This is a genomic window from Kitasatospora sp. SolWspMP-SS2h (assembly GCF_003259315.1).
Classification (GTDB): Bacteria; Actinomycetota; Actinomycetes; order Streptomycetales; family Streptomycetaceae; genus Kitasatospora; species Kitasatospora fiedleri.
Genome location: NZ_QLLT01000019.1, coordinates 136483 through 153474 on the forward strand (window position 1 = coordinate 136483; position 16992 = coordinate 153474).

At 75.2% G+C, this 16992-nt stretch carries 13 protein-coding genes; 7 read left to right on the forward strand and 6 right to left on the reverse strand.

Annotation, left to right across the window (positions count from 1 at the left end; all coding sequences use genetic code 11):
* Positions 1 to 31 precede the first annotated feature (31 nt).
* Complete coding sequence (locus K353_RS23645; protein WP_111555555.1) at positions 32 to 1276, reverse strand: streptophobe family protein; 1245 nt, start codon at positions 1274 to 1276, stop codon at positions 32 to 34.
* Positions 1277 to 2301: 1025 nt separating this feature from the next.
* Between K353_RS23645 and K353_RS23650 the strand changes: the two genes are divergently transcribed.
* Positions 2302 to 3324 (forward strand): DUF6777 domain-containing protein, encoded by a 1023-nt coding sequence (locus K353_RS23650; protein ID WP_111555556.1) that lies wholly within the window; start codon positions 2302 to 2304, stop codon positions 3322 to 3324.
* Positions 3325 to 3400: 76 nt separating this feature from the next.
* Here K353_RS23650 and K353_RS23655 read toward each other — a convergent pair whose 3' ends face one another.
* Positions 3401 to 3961: a dihydrofolate reductase family protein gene (locus tag K353_RS23655; RefSeq protein ID WP_111555597.1), complete on the reverse strand. Its 561-nt coding sequence runs from the start codon at positions 3959 to 3961 to the stop codon at positions 3401 to 3403.
* A gap of 319 nt (positions 3962 to 4280) precedes the next feature.
* On the opposite strand from K353_RS23655, the gene K353_RS23660 reads away from it, so the two are divergent.
* Positions 4281 to 5435 (forward strand): serine hydrolase, encoded by a 1155-nt coding sequence (locus tag K353_RS23660; protein WP_111555557.1) that lies wholly within the window; start codon positions 4281 to 4283, stop codon positions 5433 to 5435.
* On the opposite strand, the gene K353_RS23665 is transcribed toward K353_RS23660, so the two are convergent.
* Positions 5417 to 5758 (reverse strand): DUF2087 domain-containing protein, encoded by a 342-nt coding sequence (locus K353_RS23665; RefSeq protein WP_111555558.1) that lies wholly within the window; start codon positions 5756 to 5758, stop codon positions 5417 to 5419. The genes K353_RS23660 and K353_RS23665 overlap by 19 nt on opposite strands.
* 370 nt (positions 5759 to 6128) lie before the next feature.
* Positions 6129 to 7031, reverse strand: a complete 903-nt coding sequence (locus tag K353_RS23670) for a GNAT family N-acetyltransferase (protein ID WP_111555559.1) — start codon at positions 7029 to 7031, stop codon at positions 6129 to 6131.
* A 290-nt stretch (positions 7032 to 7321) separates the two neighbouring features.
* On the opposite strand from K353_RS23670, the gene K353_RS23675 reads away from it, so the two are divergent.
* The 3 genes from K353_RS23675 (at position 7322) to K353_RS23685 (ending at position 10894) form a co-directional block, all read left to right on the forward strand.
* Positions 7322 to 8680 carry a glutamine synthetase family protein gene (locus K353_RS23675; RefSeq protein WP_111555560.1) on the forward strand — a complete coding sequence of 453 codons (1359 nt, stop codon included), beginning with the start codon at positions 7322 to 7324 and terminating at the stop codon, positions 8678 to 8680.
* Between the two features lie 61 nt (positions 8681 to 8741).
* Positions 8742 to 10118 (forward strand): aldehyde dehydrogenase, encoded by a 1377-nt coding sequence (locus tag K353_RS23680; RefSeq protein WP_111555561.1) that lies wholly within the window; start codon positions 8742 to 8744, stop codon positions 10116 to 10118.
* On the forward strand, positions 10115 to 10894 hold the full coding sequence (locus K353_RS23685; protein ID WP_111555562.1) for a 3-oxoacyl-ACP reductase: 780 nt from the start codon (positions 10115 to 10117) through the stop codon (positions 10892 to 10894). Before K353_RS23680 ends, K353_RS23685 begins: the two co-directional genes overlap by 4 nt.
* Before the next feature lie 77 nt (positions 10895 to 10971).
* Here K353_RS23685 and K353_RS23690 read toward each other — a convergent pair whose 3' ends face one another.
* Complete coding sequence (locus tag K353_RS23690) at positions 10972 to 11388, reverse strand: hypothetical protein (RefSeq protein ID WP_111555563.1); 417 nt, start codon at positions 11386 to 11388, stop codon at positions 10972 to 10974.
* A gap of 224 nt (positions 11389 to 11612) precedes the next feature.
* Positions 11613 to 14729 (reverse strand): SpoIIE family protein phosphatase, encoded by a 3117-nt coding sequence (locus K353_RS23695; RefSeq protein WP_233533781.1) that lies wholly within the window; start codon positions 14727 to 14729, stop codon positions 11613 to 11615.
* A gap of 136 nt (positions 14730 to 14865) precedes the next feature.
* On the opposite strand from K353_RS23695, the gene K353_RS23700 reads away from it, so the two are divergent.
* The gene (locus K353_RS23700; RefSeq protein ID WP_233533782.1) at positions 14866 to 15813 is read left to right on the forward strand and encodes a pseudouridine synthase; all 948 of its coding nucleotides are present in this window, start codon (positions 14866 to 14868) and stop codon (positions 15811 to 15813) included.
* A 202-nt stretch (positions 15814 to 16015) separates the two neighbouring features.
* Entirely contained in the window at positions 16016 to 16930 is a 915-nt protein-coding gene (locus K353_RS23705; RefSeq protein WP_111555565.1) for a diiron oxygenase, read from the forward strand.
* The last annotated feature ends 62 nt before the right edge of the window (positions 16931 to 16992 follow it).

A 16992-nucleotide genomic window follows, 5' to 3' on the forward strand; every position in this document is an offset into this window, starting at 1 on the left:
TTCCGGGCGCGAGCACAGGGGCGTTCAGGCGTCAGGGTTCCGTCCGGCCCGCCGGAGCTTTCGCGGCGGTGCCGGGCGGGGCCCCGCCGCGCAAGCGCCGGCGGACGACCAGCGCGCCCAGCAGGCCGGACAGGGCGCCCCAGCCGGCGGCGATCGGGACGGCGGTCAGCAGGTCCGGCTCCAGCACCGTCCGCCCCTCGCCGCCCAGGCCCAGCAGCGACAGCCCGTACACCGCCGACACCCGGGTCACCAGGCCCACCGCCAGCACCGCCAGCGCCAGCACCACGGCCGACTGCGCCACCGACCGCCACACCGGCAGCGGCGGACGCGCCCGGGCCGCCGCCACCACGCCCGCCGCCAGCACCAGCAGCGCCGCCAGCGGCAGCAGCAGCCAGGCCCAGCCGTTCTGCTCGGCCAGCGCACCCAGGTCCAGCGTCACGTCCCGCCCGGAGCGCAGCACCGCCGCCAGCGGATGCGGGAACGGCAGGCCCAGACTGTTCGTGACGTGGCCGTGCCAGGACGCGCCGAGGCCCACCCCGAACCCCAGCCACGCCAGGTTCGGCAGCCCCAGGCAGACCACCGCCAGCGTCTGCCGCGGCTCACTGCCCGTCACCACCGCCACCAGGCCGCCCACCAGCCCCAGCAGCACGTACACCAGCAGCAGCACCAGCACCGCGTGCACCGTCGGCCGCAGCGTGCCGTGCCAGCGCACCCAGCCGGTCGGCAACGGCGCGCGCCGCGAGGCGGCCAGCGCCAGCACCACCACCACCGCCAGCCACAGCAGGCCGAAGCCCACCGCCGGGCCCGGGTCCACCCGGAACCCCACCGTCGGCGCCGCACCGAACGCCCCGCCCAACTCGTCGATCAGCGGATCGCCGGTCGACACCGTGAAGGAGTGCCGCGCCGCCGCGGACAGCAGCAGCACCGCCACCGCCCAGCCGGCCGCCAGCGCCAGCACCCGGGCCAGCAGCAGCCGCCCGCCCACCACCGCGTGCCGGCGCATCGGCCGCAGGAACAGGTACGCCGCCACCAGCGCGCCCACCAGCGTCACCGACAGCGGCATCGCGGTGATCCCGCCCTGCGCGGTCGCCACGAAGGCCGCGCCGCCGTCCAACCGCGCCGGGGCGCCCAGCGCCATCAGCAGCGTCGCGGCCAGCACCGGACCGAAACCGCCGCCCGGCAGGTCGTCCGCGCCCGCCAGCCAGAGGCCGAGCGCGGCCACCGCCGCCATCGCCGCGAGCGCGCCGACCACCGTGACCAGCGCGGGGAGCGGCACGGACCACCAGGGCGCGGCGAACCGGTCGGACGGCGCGGCAGGCGGTGGTGGTGGGGGAGGTGTGGGCGGAGGCGGGGACGAGGGGGTGCGGGGGTCCGCGGGAGTGGCGGCACCAGTCACACGTCTCACCGGCCCTTCGAGCGAGCCCCCCGGGCACCGGCCCGGAGCGGCCGGTCCTTCCAGCTTCCGACAGGGCGCAGCGGGCGGCGAGTTGCCGCGCGCGGGGCGCGGTGGGGCGCGGTGGCGTGCGGCGGGGCAGGGTGGGGCGGGGGGCGGGGGCGGGGGGCGGGGCAGGGCGCGGCCGGAGCCGGTGAGCGGGGGCGGGGGAGCGGGCGGACAATGGTGGGTGCGCAGCTGGACTCGGGGGAGTCCGACCGGGAGGAAGTCCCGTGAGTGAGCAGCCGACACCCCGGCAGCCCGGGGAATCCGGGGAACCCGCAGGGCCGGACCACGAGAACGAAGGTGCCCAGGCTCCGTCGCCGCACCGCCCCACCGAGGTGGCGGGCGGCGCCGTGGTGGGCGGGACGGGCGAGCCGGCCGAGCCGGTCGCGCCTGTCGTGCCGCCGGGTGCTTCCGGGGCCTCCGGGTCGGCGGGGCCTCCGACGGAGGTGGTCCGGCCGGGGGCGGACGCCGGGGACGCCGGGGGTGCGGAGGGGCTGCCGACCGAACTGGTGGAGCGGGCGGGCGGCGACGGCCCGGCGGCTGCGGAACCGCAGCCCACGGAGGTCGTGCGGCCGTCGGCCGGGGGCGGCGGCGGGAGCGCTGCCGGGGGCGCGGTGGGGGCTGCATCGTCCTTCCCCTCTGTGCGTGGGAGCGGGGGCGATCCGGTGGGGCCGCCGTCCGGGCCGCTGTCGGCGGGTGGGGCGCGGCCCTCGGGCGCTGGGTCGGGTGCTTCGGCGGGCGGGGTGCCGCCGAGCGGGGGGAGCGGGGTGTCGGGAGGCGGGAGCGGCCCGCCGAACGCGGGTCGGCCGACGGCCGGGGGCGGTGCGGGTGGCGGTGGGAAGCCGTGGTGGCGGAAGGGGCCGGTGCTCGCGGGCGCGGTCCTCGTCGTCGGGCTGGGCGTCGCGCTCGGCGTGGTCGCCACCGGTGGCTCGGGCGGAGGCGGCACGGCCCAGGCCGTCGAGATGCAACCGGTGGCCGCGGCCGGGCAGGAACCGTTCACCGACTCGGTCGCCAACGCAGGCGCGCCCGATTCGGCCTCGCCCAGCGGCTCCGCCCCGTCCACGGCCGGCAGCCCGGCCGCGTCCGGCGGGTCGAGCGCGTCCGGCAGCCCGGCCGCGTCCGGCGGCGCCGTGGACGGCGGGCAGCCCGGCCTGTACGGCGGGACCAGGGAAGTGGCCAGCTGCGACGTGCCGAAACTCTCCGGTTACCTGGCCGCCAACACCGACAAGGCCCGGGCCTGGGCCGGGGTCGAGGGCATCGACACTTCACAGATCGACGGCTACCTGAACGGCCTGACCCCCGTGGTGCTGCGCCAGGACACCCGGGTCACCAACCACGGCTACCAGAGCGGGCAGGCCACCCCGTACCAGGCCGTCCTACAGTCCGGGACGGCCGTGCTGGTCGACAACCAGGGCGTGCCACGGGTGCGTTGCGCCTGCGGCAACCCGCTGACACCGCCGAGCGGCAGCGGCGGCACGTACACCGGGACGGCCTGGTCCTCGTTCCACCCGGACGGGGTGGTGACGGTGCGGCCCGCCGCGGCGCCGGTGAACCGGATCGTGCTGGTGGACCAGGCGACGGGCCGTCAGTTCGACCGCCCCGTGGGCGGGACGGGCGGGACCGACGGGTCGGCCTCGCCCGGCGCCTCCGGTTCCGGTTCCTCCGGCGGGAGTTCCAGGACGGGGACGCCGTCCGGGGGCTCCTCGGCACCCTCGTCCGGCGCGTCGTCCGCGCCGTCCTCCGGCGGTTCGGGCTCGCCCGGGCAGCCCGGCTCCTCCGGGCCGTCCGGTGCACCGGGCTCGCCGGGCGGTGGCGCCTCCTCCGGACCGGCGTCCGGCGGGGCGTCCGGCGGGGCGTCGAAGCCGGCCGGCTCGGGCACGCCGTAACGGTGGTCTGCTGGCGGGTCGGAGCTCCTCCTTCCGACTCCTGGCAGGGGCGCGGTGGGCGGTGGGCGGTCTGCGGTCAGCGGCGCAGGTAGCGGAGCAGCGTGACGCCGCTGCCGAAGGTGTGCGTCTCGGCGAGCACCAGGTCGGTGCGGGTGTCGGAGGGCGGGAACAGCGGGCGGCCCCGGCCCAGCACCACCGGGTGGACGTAGAGGCTGTACTCGTCGATCAGGTCCAACCGGCGGAGTTCGGCGGCGAGGACGGCGCCGCCGACGGCCAGGTCGGAGGTGGCGGAGGACTTCAGGGCGGTGACGGCCTCCGGATCGACGCTGCGGGCGATCGTGGTGTTCCAGTCGGCGTGGTCGAGGGTGCGGGAGAAGACCGTCTTCGGCATCTCCCGCCAGATCCGGGCGAACTCGACCACCGGCGGGGTGCTGGTCGGGTCCTGGTCGGCGGTGGGCCAGTACTCCGCCATCAGCTGGTAGGTGACGCGGCCGTCGAGGAAGCCGCTCATCGCCGCCAGCCGGCGGTTGAAGTGCTCGTGCAGCTCGTCGTCGACGAGCTGCCAGCCCAGATCGCCGTCGGGGCCGGAGAAGCAGCCGTCGACGGACACGGACATCATCAGCACGAGGTCGGACACCGGCACCTCCGGCACCTGCGGCGGTCAGGGGTGCGGGCCACGTTACCCGCGCCGGGCACCCGGACGGCGGGTTCCGGCGGCCCGACGCGCCCGTGCGCCGGAAAACCAACCGGCGGTCGATGGCCGGGTCAACCGATCGGCTGATGGGGTGTCAACCGATCGGCGTGCCAAGGCCAGCCGATCGTTCGGTGGATCGGCTCGGGGGCCGGGGCACACTTCCCACAGCAGGAGACAGAAGGTGTGAACGGTACGGACGGTGCGGATCAGGCACCGGCGTCGAAAGGGGAACACGATGCGTGAGACGAACGGGACGAACGGGATGAACGGGACGCGCACGACGGACGAGCCGCGCGGTGCGGGCGGCCTGCAGGCGCTGCTGGATCGCCGGGTCGCGGACGGGACGGTGCCGGGAGCGGTCGCCCTGGTCGCCCGCGAGGGGCAGGTCGAGGCGGCCGCCGCGGGCGAGTTGACCAGGGAGACGCCGGTACGGATCGCCTCGGTCGGCAAGCCCGTCACGGCCGCGGCGCTGCTCCAGCTGGTCGACGACGGGGCGCTCGCCCTGGACGATCCGGTCGAGCGCTGGCTGCCGGAGCTGGCAGACCTCCGGGTGGTGCGGACGCCGCACGCCCCGGTGACGGACACCGTCCCGGCGTACCGGCCCGTCACGGTGCGGGACGTCATGGAGTCGCGGGCCGGCTACGGCTTCGCGGCGGACTTCAGCCTCCCCGCGCTGGCCCCGCTGTTCGCGGAGCTGGCGCAGGGTCCGCCACAGCCGCAGCAGGTGGCACCACCCGAGGAGTGGACGTCCGCCCTGGCGGGCATCCCGATGCTCCACCAGCCGGGCGAGGCGTGGTTGTACAACACCTGCTCCGACATCCAGGGCGTCCTGATCGCCCGGGCGGCCCGGCAGCCGCTCGACCAGGTGCTGACGGAGCGGCTGTTCGAGCCGCTGGGCATGCCCGACACGGCCTTCCACGCGCCACCCGGTCGGCTGACCCCGCTGTACCGCCCGGGTGCGGACGGCACCCTGGAGGTGGCGGACCCACCGGACGGCCAGTGGAGCACCCCGCCCCCGTTCCCGTCCGGGGCCGGCGGCCTGGTGTCCACGCTCGACGACCTGTTCACGTTCCTGCGGATGCTGCGCGCCGGCGGTCGCGCCGAGGACGGGCGGCGGGTGCTCTCGCTGGGTGCGGTCCGGCTGATGAGCACCAACCACCTGTCGGAACGCCAACGGGTCGACAGCGAGCTGTTCCTGGAAGGGCAGGGCTGGGGCTACGGCGGCTCGGTGGACGTGGTCCGCCGCGAGCCGTGGAACACCCCGGGCCGCTACGGCTGGGTCGGCGGCACCGGCACCGCCGCCCACCTGGTGCGGCGGACGGGTCTGGTGACGGTGCTGCTCACCCAGCGGGAGATGACGGGGCCCACCGCGCCGCCGCTGATGCGCGAGTTCTGGAGCTACGCGGCGGGCGGCTGAGCGTCCACCGGGGCGGTCGGGGCGGCCGGTCCGGTCGGGGCGTCCCGGTCGGCGGCGACGGTCCGCCGGTAGCTCGACCCGTCCCGGGTGCGGGTCAGCAGCCGGGCCTCGATCAGGTAGCGCCGCAGCATGGCGGTGTCGGGGTGGACGGTGAGCAGCGCCTCGTTGACCTCCTGCTCGCGGTACGGGCGCTCGGGGTCGAAGAGGGTGCGCACCAGGTGTTCGAGCAGGGCGGCGCGGCGGGCCGGTCGGCGCGGGACCGAGACCAGCCGGCCGTCGGTGAAGAAGGCGGCGAGGTCGGCCGGTGGTTCATGAACGGACATGACAGGCAGCCTCGCAGCGCGGTTGCCGGGAGACAAACGGATTACCGGGGGGTACCGGCCCGAGGGCCGGTACGGCACCCCCGGAAGGGGGAGAGGGAGGGAACGCATGGATACGCGGAACGCGGCGACGGACCGGGCCCGGTGGGCGGCGGTGGTGCGGGCACTGCTGCTCCGCTGCCTCCGTTGGGGCATGCGGCCGGACAGGGCGAGACCGGCCGAGGGCGGTCCGCGCCGGCAGGTGCACCTGCACGGTCGGGCTGACCGGCCCGCGGAGCACCCGGACACCGATCAGCCGTCGGACGACGCGGCGCGATCGGGCGGTGGAGCACGGCTCTTGAGGGGAGGCGTGCAAGCGGCGGCCGGTGCGGGATCACAGCGGGAGGCGGAACTCGACGGAGCGGTGGGTGCTGCGGTAGCCCAGGGCGTGGTTGACCGCCAGCATGCCGGTGTTGTGATCGGCGGTGTCGGTGCGCAGGCCGGTGATCCCGGGGTGTTCGGCCCGCACCCAGCGGATCGCCTCCGCTTTCATCGCCCGGGCCAGGCCGCGCCTGCGGTGGGCGGGTTGGACGGCGGTGCCGTAGTGCTGGCCGTCGCCGGACCGGTCGGCGGGCAGCACCAGCTCGCTGAACCCGACCAGGTCACCGGTGGCGGTCTCCAGCACGGCGGCGGTGTGCAGCAGTTCGCCCCGGTCGGCGACGGCCCGCGCCGCGGCCAGCACCCGGGCCTCGTCCCACGCGACCACGCCGAAGTCGGTGTCGCCCATCGGCATGTCGTCCATGGCGGTGCGGGCCCGGGTGAAAGCGGACAGCCACTCCTCGGGGCAGCTGCCGAGCCAGGACACCAGCCGGTACCCGGGCGGCAGTCGGGGGCCCGCCATCCCGCCGGCCTCGGTGGCGTCGGCTGTGGTGCCGGTGTCGGCCGGGGTCAGGTCCAGTCGGGCGTACTCGAGGACGAGCGCCCGTTCGAAGCCCCGGGCGCAGAGGAACGCGTCGCCCGGGGAGCCCTCGACGGCCTGGGCGAGCAGGGTGCGGCGGCCGTCCTCCCGGGCCGTGGTCGCCGCGGCTTCGAGCAGCGCCGAGCCGGCCCCGCGCCGCCGCTCGGCGGGGTGGACGTCCAGGGCGAGTTCGCAGAGGTGGGCCTGGCCGGGGGAGTCGAACAGCCGTAGGAAGGCGCTGCCGAGCGGGGTGCCGTCCGGGGCGGAGGCCAGCCAGGCGAGGCGGTGCGAGGACGGGCCGGCGGCGGGATCGGCGAGGGCGGTCAGGCGGAAGGTCACGGTTTGTGGGCTCCAGGGAGGGCGGGACGGGCGGGCAGGCGTCACCGAAGCAGGTCCGGCCGTCGGGGGCAATCGCATTTCGGTCCGAGCGCACCCGGTGGGGGAGCGGAAACAGCGAGAAAGAGGACTGATGATCAATCAGTTCATATACAAGGGTAATTTTCTGACGGTCCATCAGGATTCGGTGGCACCCGCGCGGCCCCTGGTGCGCTCGGGTCCGGAGCGGGATCATCGTCGTCGTGGCGGACCGGTTCGCGTGCGGCGGGCCGGGTGGCGGAGGTGGTGGGCGGATGGTCGAGGGACGGCTCACGGTGGAGCGGCTGCGCGAGCTGGTGGCCGCGGGCGAGGTGGAGACGGTCGTGCTGGCCGTCACCGACATGCAGGGCCGGCTGCAGGGCAAACGCCTGGACGCCGGGTACTTCCTCGCCGAGGTGCTGGCCGGTGGTGCCGAGGGCTGTGGCTACCTGCTGGCGGTGGACGTGGAGATGAACACCGTCGACGGCTACACCGTCTCCTCCTGGGAGAGCGGCTACGGAGACCTGGTCTTCGCCCCCGACCCGGCCACCCTGCGGATGGTGCCCTGGCACCCGGCCACCGCGATGGTCCAGTGCGACCTCGCCCACCACGACGGCACCCCGGTCGCGGTCTCGCCCCGCCAGGTGCTGCGCCGCCAACTGGAGCGGCTGGCCGGCTACGGCTGGGGCGCGTACGTGGGCACCGAGCTGGAGTTCCTGGTGTTCCGGGACAGCTACGAGCGGGCCTGGGAGAAGCACTACCAGGATCTCACGCCCGTCAACCAGTACAACGTCGACTACTCGATCCTCGGCACCGCCCGGATCGAACCGCTGCTGCGCCGCCTGCGCACCGGCATGACCGGGGCCGGGCTGACGGTGGAGTCCGCGAAGGGCGAGTGCAACCTCGGGCAGCACGAGATCGCCTTCCACTACGCGGACGCGCTCACCACCTGCGACGACCACGCCGTCTACAAGACCGGCGCGAAGGAGATCGCCGCCCAGGAGAGCGTCAGCCTCACCTTCATGGCCAAGTACGACCAGCGCGAGGGCAACTCCTGCCACGTGCACCTGAGCCTGCGCGACGAGCGGGGTCACCCGGTGTTCCCCGGCGAGGGCGCGCACGGCTTCTCCCGGACGATGGAGCACTTCCTGGCCGGGCAGCTCGCCTGCCTCGACGGCTTCGCGCTGCTGCTCGCCCCGACCGTCAACTCCTACAAGCGCTACGTGCCGGGCAGCTTCGCCCCCACCGCGATCGCCTGGGGCCGCGACAACCGGACGTGCGCGCTGCGGGTGGTCGGGCACGGGTCCTCGCTGCGGTTCGAGAACCGGGTGCCCGGCGGCGACGTCAACCCCTACCTGGCGGTGGCCGCGCTGATCGCCGCCGGGCTGCACGGGGTGGAGCACCAGCTGCCGCTGGAGGCCGAGTTCACCGGCAACGCGTACGCCTCCGACGCGCCCAGGGTGCCCGGGACGCTGCGCGAGGCGATCGACCGGTTCGAGCGCAGCGAGGCCGCCACCGAGGCGTTCGGCAAGGACGTGGTCCGGCACTACGCCCACGCCGGGCGGGTCGAGCTCGCCGCGTACGACGCCGCGGTGACCGACTGGGAGCGCCGCCGCGGCTTCGAGCGGCTGTGAAGCGGCGGCGGCACGAGCACGGGCGCGGGCACGAGAGCGAGAGCGGAGCGAGGAGGAGCAGGTGACCGAGGAGTCCGAGCCGTACCAGGTGGTCAACCCCGCCACCGAGGAGGTGATCGCCACCGTCGAACTGGCCGGCCCGGCCGCCGTCGACGCCGCGGTCGCCCGCGCCCGGGCGGCGTTCGAGAGCTGGCGGAACGTGGCCCCGGGCGACCGGGCCCGGCTGCTGCGCCGCTTCGCCGCCGAGGTGGACGCCGACCGCGAGCGACTGGCCGCCCTGGAGGTCGCCAACGCCGGCCACACCATCGGTAACGCCCGCTGGGAGGCGGGCAACGCGCGCGACGTCATCGAGTACTACGCGGGCGCCCCCGAGCGGCTGTTCGGCCGGCAGATCCCGGTCGCCGGCGGCCTCGACGTCACCTTCCACGAGCCGCTCGGCGTGGTCGGCGTGATCGTCCCGTGGAACTTCCCGCTGCCGATCGCCACCTGGGCGCTGGCCCCCGCGCTGGCCGCGGGCAACACCGTCATCGTCAAACCCGCCGAACCCACCCCGCTCACCGCGCTGCGCCTGGCCGAACTCGCCCTGCGCGCGGGCCTGCCCGAGGGCGTGCTCCAGGTACTGCCCGGCCGCGGCCCGGTGGTCGGGCAGCGCTTCGTCACCCACCCGGACGTCCGCAAGGTGGTGTTCACCGGCTCCACCGCCGTCGGAAGGTCCGTGCTGGCGGGCTGCGCCGCCCAGGTCAAACCCGTCACGCTCGAACTCGGCGGCAAGAGCGCCAACATCGTCTTCGCCGACGCCGACCTGGACAGGGCCGCCGCCACCGCCCCCTACGCCGTCTTCGACAACGCCGGGCAGGACTGCTGCGCGCGCTCCCGGATCCTGGTCGAGGCGAGTGTGTATGAGGAGTTCATGGAGTGCCTGGAGCGCGCCGTCCGGGGCGTCCGGGTCGGCGACCCGGCGGACGAGAAGACCGAGATGGGGCCGCTGATCTCGGCCGCGCACCGACGGCGGGTCGCCTCCTACGTGGACGGCGACACCGAGGTGGCGTTCCGCGGCAGCGCGCCCGAGGGGCCCGGCTTCTGGTACCCGCCGACGGTGCTGGCACCGATCGCCCCCGACCACCGGGCGTTCACCGAGGAGGTGTTCGGCCCGGTCGCCGCCGTGGTCCCGTTCCGCGGCGAGAGCGACGCGGTGCGGATCGCCAACGCCACCGAGTACGGCCTGTCCGGGTCGATCTGGACGCGCGACGTGGGCCGGGCCCTGCGCGTCGCCCGGGCCGTGGAGGCGGGCAACCTGTCCGTCAACTCGCACTCCTCGGTGCGCTACTGGACGCCGTTCGGCGGCTACAAGCAGTCCGGTTTGGGCCGCGAGCTCGGACCGGACGCCCTGCACGCCTTCACCGAGACCAAGAACGTCTTCATCGCCACGGAGGAATGAGCGACATGAGCAAGCGACTTGACGGCCGGGTGGCGGTCGTCACCGGCGCGGGCAGCGGCATCGGCCTGGCCACGGTGCGCCGCTTCGCCGCCGAGGGGGCGAAGGTGGTGTGCGCAGACATCGACGAGGAGAGCGGCGCCAAGGCCGCCAACGAGGCCGGCGGCCTGTTCGTGCGCACCGACGTGACCGACGAGGAGCAGGTCCGCGCCCTGTTCGACACCGCCGCCGAGCACTACGGCAGCCTGGACGTGGCGTTCAACAACGCGGGCATCTCCCCGCCGGACGACGACTCCATCCTGGTCACCGGCCTCGACGCGTGGAAGCGCGTCCAGGACGTCAACCTGACCTCGGTGTACCTGTGCTGCAAGTACGCGATCGGCCACATGCGGCGGCAGGGCAGGGGCTCGATCATCAACACCGCGTCCTTCGTGGCGGTGATGGGCGCCGCCACCTCGCAGATCTCCTACAGCGCCTCCAAGGGCGGCGTGCTGGCGATGAGCCGCGAGCTGGGCGTGGAGTTCGCCCGCGAGGGCATCCGGGTCAACGCGCTGTGCCCCGGCCCGGTCAACACCCCGCTGCTGCGGGAGCTGTTCGCCAAGGACCCGGAGCGCGCCGCCCGCCGGCTGGTGCACATCCCGCTCGGCCGGTTCGCCGAACCCGAGGAGATCGCCGCCGCGGTGGCCTTCCTGGCCAGCGACGACTCCTCCTTCATGACCGCCAGCACCTTCCTGGTGGACGGCGGCATCTCCGGCGCGTACGTCACCCCGCTCCCGTAGCGGCCCGGCGGCGGCAGCACGGCGGCCGGGCGGGTCCGCGAGGACACCGCCCGGCCGCGAGGGGTACTGCCGGGGCGTCAGTTCGAGGAGAACGCGTCCCCGCCCACCGCGAGGGCGTCGCCGCCCTGCGCCAGGGCGTCGCCGCCGACGGCCAGCGCGGAACCGCACAGCGCCTCGGCGTCGCCGCCGACCGCGCCCGCGTCGCCGCCCTCGGCCCAGGCGTCCCCGCCGACGGCACCGGCGCTGCCGCCCAGCGCGCCCGCGTCGCCGCCGACGGCCAGCGCGTCGCCGTCCTCGGCCCAGGCGTCGCCGCCGACCGCGCCCGCGTCGCCGCGCTGGGCCGCCGCGTCGCCGCCGACGGCCAGCGCCCCGTGCGGGTGGGCGTCCTGGTGGTGATGGTGGTGCGCGTGAGCGGAGGCGGTGCCCGCTCCGCCGAGCAGGGCGAGCCCGGTGAGGAAGGCGGCGGTGGTGACCTTGGCGAGGCTGGAACGCATCGGGTTTCTCCAGGTTCGGCGCTGAACGCCGGGGCGTCGCGCGGTTTCGGGGCCGGACGCGACGATCATCGGCATCCGCGGGCCCGCGCCGTACCCCGCGGGCCGAGCGGTCACCCGGCCGGGGCAAGCGCACCGCCGCGACGGGTGAGACCCGTACCGCCGGATGCCGTACCGGCCGGTGCGCGGGGTTGACACGACCGCGCGCCAGGGAAGTTGACGCCGGGTCAGTATGACGATCTGGCCGGTAGCTCCATCTCGAACCAGACCACCTTGCCGTCCCGGGTGGCCCGGCTGCCCCAGCGGTGCGCCAACTCGTTGATCAGCAGCATGCCCCGCCCGCCCTCGTCGTGCTCGCCCACCGGCCGCAGCCGCGGCTCCCGGCTGTCCGCGTCCGCAACCTCCACCGTCAGCAGCGCGCCCCGGAACACCCGCAGCTGCAGCGGCGAACCCGCGTGCAGCAGCGCGTTGGCCAGCAGCTCCCCGGTCAGCAGCACCACCGGCTCCACCAGCGAGGCCAGCCCCCAGTCGGTCAGCGTCCGCCGGGTGAACTCCCGGGCGTGCCGCAGCAGCGCCGGATCGCCGGACAGCGGCAGGGTCGCCAGCCGGTCCGCGCCGACCGGCCCGGCGTGCGCCATGATCACCGCCACGTCGTCCTGCCCCATCGTCGCCCCGAGCGCCCCCAGCACCGCGTCGCAGCCGCGCTCCAGGGTCGGCTGCCGGTGCGTCACCGTCTCGCGCAGCAGCTCCAGGCCCTCGTCCAGGTCCTGCCCGCGCCGCTCCACCAGCCCGTCCGTGTACAGCACCAGCAGCCCGTCCTCGCGCAGCGGGAAGCGCACCGACTCGAACGGCACCCCGCCCACGCCCAGCGGCGCGCCCGGCGGCGGCGTCACCAGCCGGGCCTCGCCGTCGTGCTCCGAGACCACCGGCGGCAGGTGACCCGCCGAGGCCAGGACGCACTCCTCGTCCACCGGGTCGAACACCGCGCACACGCAGGTGGCGAACTGGCCCTCGCCGAGCTGCGCGGTCGCCTCGTCCAGCCGCCGCAGCACCCGCGCCGGATCGAGGTCCAGCGTCACCAGCGTCCGCGCCACCGTCCGCAGCTGCCCCATCGTGGCGGCCGCCCGGATGCCGTGCCCCATCACGTCGCCGACGATCAGCGCCACCCGGCCGCCGGTCAGCGGCACCACGTCGAACCAGTCGCCGCCGATCTCATCGCCCACCGTCGAGGGCAGGTAGCGGTGCGCTATCTCCAACCCCGGCGTGCGGTGCACGTCCTGCGGCAGCAGGCTGCGCTGCAGGGTCAGCGCGGTGTCCCGCTCGCGCCGGTACAGCCGGGCGTTGTCGATGCACACCGCCGCCCGCGCCGCCAGTTCCTCGCCCAGCGCCCGGTCCGCCGGGGTGAACCGCTCCGGATTGGCCAGCCGGACGAACTCCACCCCGCCCAGCACCTGGCCGCGGGCCAGCAGCGGCACCATCAGGTACGAGTGGATCCCGGCGTCCAGGCCCGGCTGGACCCGGTCCGGGTGGGTGACGATCCGGCGCAGCTCCGGCTCGTCCACGTGCGGCACCAGGACCGACCGGCCGGTGCGCATCGCCTGCGCGTACAGCTTGGCCGAGTGCGTGGTCTCCCCGATCTGGTCGGCCGCCCCCGTCAGCGGCGATCCGTCCTCCCGCTCGCCCACCGCGACCGCCCGCAGCGGCACCGCACCGGACTCCGGCACCGGCTCCGGGTCCTCGCCGGTCAGCACCGCCTCGCGGATGTCCACCGTCACGAAGTCCGCGAACCGCGGGATCACCACGTCCACCAGCTCCTGCGCGGTGATCGTCAGGTCCAGCGTGGTGCCGATCCGGGTGGACGCCTCGTTCAGCAGCGCCAGCCGCTGCTGGGCGCTCTCCGCGACCTCCAGCGCCCGCTGCCGCTGCTCGGCCGCGTCCCGCTCCCGGGTGTACAGCAGCGCGTTGTCGATCGACACCGCCGCCCGGGCCGCCAGCTCGCTGGCCAGCGCCAGGTCCGCCTGCCCGTACGGGGCCGCGGTCCGGGACCGGAAGAACGTCGCGGTGCCGATCGCCGCCCCCCGGGCGATCAGCGGCACCACCATCAGCGAGCGCACCCCCTGCGCCCGGATCTCCCCGCCGCGCAAAGGGTCGTCCGTGAACCAACTCATCGCGGCCCCGTCCGTCCGCGGCACCAGCACCGGCCGGCCGTGCGACAGCGCCCACGCGTACGGCGTGCTCGGGTGCAGCCGCTGCACGGTGCCGACCGGGGCGACCGGCGACATCCCGCTGCCCGCGACGGTGTGGAACGCCAGCCGGCGCAGCACCGCGGACCGGTCCACCCGGTCCGGCAGCGCGGCCGGCTCGCCGTGCACCAGACCGTCCAGCACCTCCACCACCACGGTGTCCGCCAGGCTCGGCGCGGCCGTCTCGGCCAGCTCCCGGGCCGTGGTCGCCAGGTCCAGCGTGGTGCCGATCCGGGTGGACGCCTCGTTCAGCAGCGCCAGCCGCTGCTGGGCGGCCTCGGCGGCGCTCTCCGCCTCGAAGCGGTCGGTGATGTCCACGACCGTGGTGCTCACCCCCAGCACCGTGCCGTCCGGCTGCTCCAGCCGGAAGCTCGACACCGACCAGGCGTGCTCGCGGCCCGGATCGGCCGCCGTCCAGCCGTGCGTGCGGGCGTCCACCACCGGCCGGCCGTCGGCCAGCACCCGGCGCATCGTGGCCTCCGCCGCCCGGCCGTCGATCCCCGGCAACAGCTCGCTCAGCCGCCGTCCCAGGTGCCGGTCCACCGGCAGCCCGTTGATCCGGGCCAGCGCCTCGTTCAGGCGGACGAAGCGCAGCTCGGTGTCGTACACCGCCATGCCGACCGGGGACTGGGTGAAGAACCCGTCCAGCACCGCCAGGTCCGCCGCCAGCCGGCGCACCTCGCTGACGTCCGAGGCCACCGCCAGCACCATCGGCGAGCCCTCCCGGTCGAGCACCGGGTAGGTCCGGAAGTCCAGCCCCACCAGGTGCCCGTCCCGGTGCCGCACCGGGAACACCCCCGACCAGGGGCGGCCCTCCAGGATCCGGGCGAACAGCCCCAGCACCTCCGTGCGCCGCTCCGGGGCCACCAGGATGTCCGCCGCGAACCGCCCCACCGCCCGGTCCGCCGGGTACCCGAGCAGCGCCTCCGCGTCCGGGCTCCAGTGCAGGATCCGGCCGTTCGCCGCGATCAGCGCCGTGGCCACCGGGATCGCCAGCAGGCCGTCCGGTACCGGCGCACCGCCCGCCGCGAGCGGGGAGGCGGGGCGGGTCCGGGAAATCGTGCCCTGCTGCCCGGTGTCCATGTGGTTCTCGGCGTCCATCCGGCCACCTACCCTTCGGGGGCGGGGGTACCGCCCTGCCATCGTCGCACGGCGGGCCGCCCGCGCCCAGACGGGTGACCTGCCGCTAGGGTGGGCCGGATGGAGACCCGCCGGACGGACCCCGGGGCGGCGCACGGTGGTGCGTAGGAAGCCCGCCCCCCTCAGCCCGCTGCCGCAGCGTGACGGCATCGACCCGGTCCACGTCAGACTGCCGGCCGAGGGCACCTGGCCGACCGTCCAGGCCTACCTGGAGGAGCGCTACGGCGCCGCCGCCGGGGACGGGCGGATCGCCGCCATGCTCGCGGCCAGCGAGTTCGCCGGCCAGGACGGGCCGGTCACCGCCGACACGCCCTACCGGCCCGGCGGCCACGTCTGGTTCCACCGCGAACCCGGACCGCCCGAACCCGTGGTGCCCTTCCCGGTCGAGGTCCTGTACCGCGACGAACGGATCGTGGTCGCCGACAAGCCGCACTTCCTCGCCACCACCCCGCGCGGCAGCCACGCCACCGAGACCGCCCTCGCCCGGCTGCGCCGCGACCTCGACCTGCCCCGGCTCAGCCCCGCCCACCGCCTGGACCGGCTCACCGCCGGCGTGGTGCTGTTCGTCGCCGACCCCGCGCTGCGCGGCGCCTACCAGGGCCTGTTCGAACGGCGCGAGGCGGTCAAGGAGTACGAGGCCGTCGCCCGCCACGAGGAGGGCGCGGCGGCCCTGCCGCCGACCGTGGTGCGCAACCGGCTCCGCAAGGACCGCGGGCGGCTCGACGCCTACGAGGAGCCCGGCGAGCCCAACGCGGAGAGCCGGATCGAGCTGGCCGAGGCGCGCGGCGGCCTGGGCCGCTACCGGCTCGCCCCGCGCACCGGGCGCACCCACCAGCTGCGGGTGCACATGAACGGGCTCGGGCTGCCGATCCTGGGCGACCCGCTCTACCCGGAGGTGCTGGACGGGGGCGCGCCGGAGGACTACCGGCGCCCGCTCCAGCTGCTCGCGCGCTCGCTGGAGTTCACCGACCCGGTCGGCGGGGAGCGGCGGCGCTTCGTCAGCGGGCGGGTGCTGGCGGCCTGGCAGGACCCGGCGGGCTGGTAGGTCCCGGCCCGGGTCGGGGCGGCGCGCGGTTCTCCGGGTCGTCAGGTCGTCAGGTGATGGGGTCGTCAGGTCGCGGCGTCGTCAGGTCGGCGGCTCTCCCGGGCTCTTCGCGCGCAGTGTATTGACGGGAAGTCTAATAACTTCTACCTTCGCGGCAGTGCCACCACTCCACCCTCCACGCCCTCACCGAGAAGGAGCCGGCATGCCGCCCCAGCCCGCCTCCACCCAGTCCACCCGCACCGCACCCGACCGGGAGCGCACCGCCGAACGCCTGCTCGCCTCCTCCGCGAAGCTCTCGTTCAACCCGCTCAAGGACGTCGACTGGGACGCCGACCCCGTCCCCGGTGCCTACTACTGCCCGCCCCGCCACCTCTCCCTCTACGGCACCGACCTCTGGGAGCGGATGACCGACGAGGAGCGGATCGAGCTCTCCAAGCACGAGGTCGCCTCCATCGCCAGCGTCGGCATCTGGTTCGAGGAGATCCTCATGCAGATGCTGCTGCGCCACGCCTTCGACCGGGACCCCACCAGCAACCACGTCCAGTACGCGCTCACCGAGATCGCCGACGAGTGCCGGCACTCGATCATGTTCGCCCGCATGATCGCCAAGATGGGCGTCCCCGCGTACGGCGCCGGATTCGTCGCGCACAATCTGGGCCGGCTGTTCAAGGCGATCTCCACCCACAGCCAGACCTTCGGCGGCACCATGTACGTCGAGGAGATCCTGGACGCCTTCCAGCGCGAGGTGATGAACGACGACACCCTCCAGCCGCTCACCCGCCAGGTGTCCCGGATCCACGTCATCGAGGAGGCCCGGCACATCAGCTACGCCCGCGAGGAGCTGGTCCGCAAGCGCCTCGGCCCGGTCCGCCGCCGGTACGAGCAGCTGTTCATCGGACTGATCGTCTACTACGCCACCACCGCGCTGATCCACCCCCGGCTGTACGCCGCGGTCGGCGTCGACCCGAAGACCGGCCGGGCCGTCGCCCGCGCCAATCCGCACTGGCGGGCCACCAAGGTCGAGATGGCGCAGAAGGTGGTCTCCGTGCTGGACCGGGCCGGGCTGGTCGGCCGGACCAACCGCTGGCTGCTGCGCGCCGCCGGCGTGCTGGCCTGAGCCGACGGCCGGACCGGCCGCCCGCCGATCCGCTCGTCCGCCCATCCGTTCGTCCGGTCATC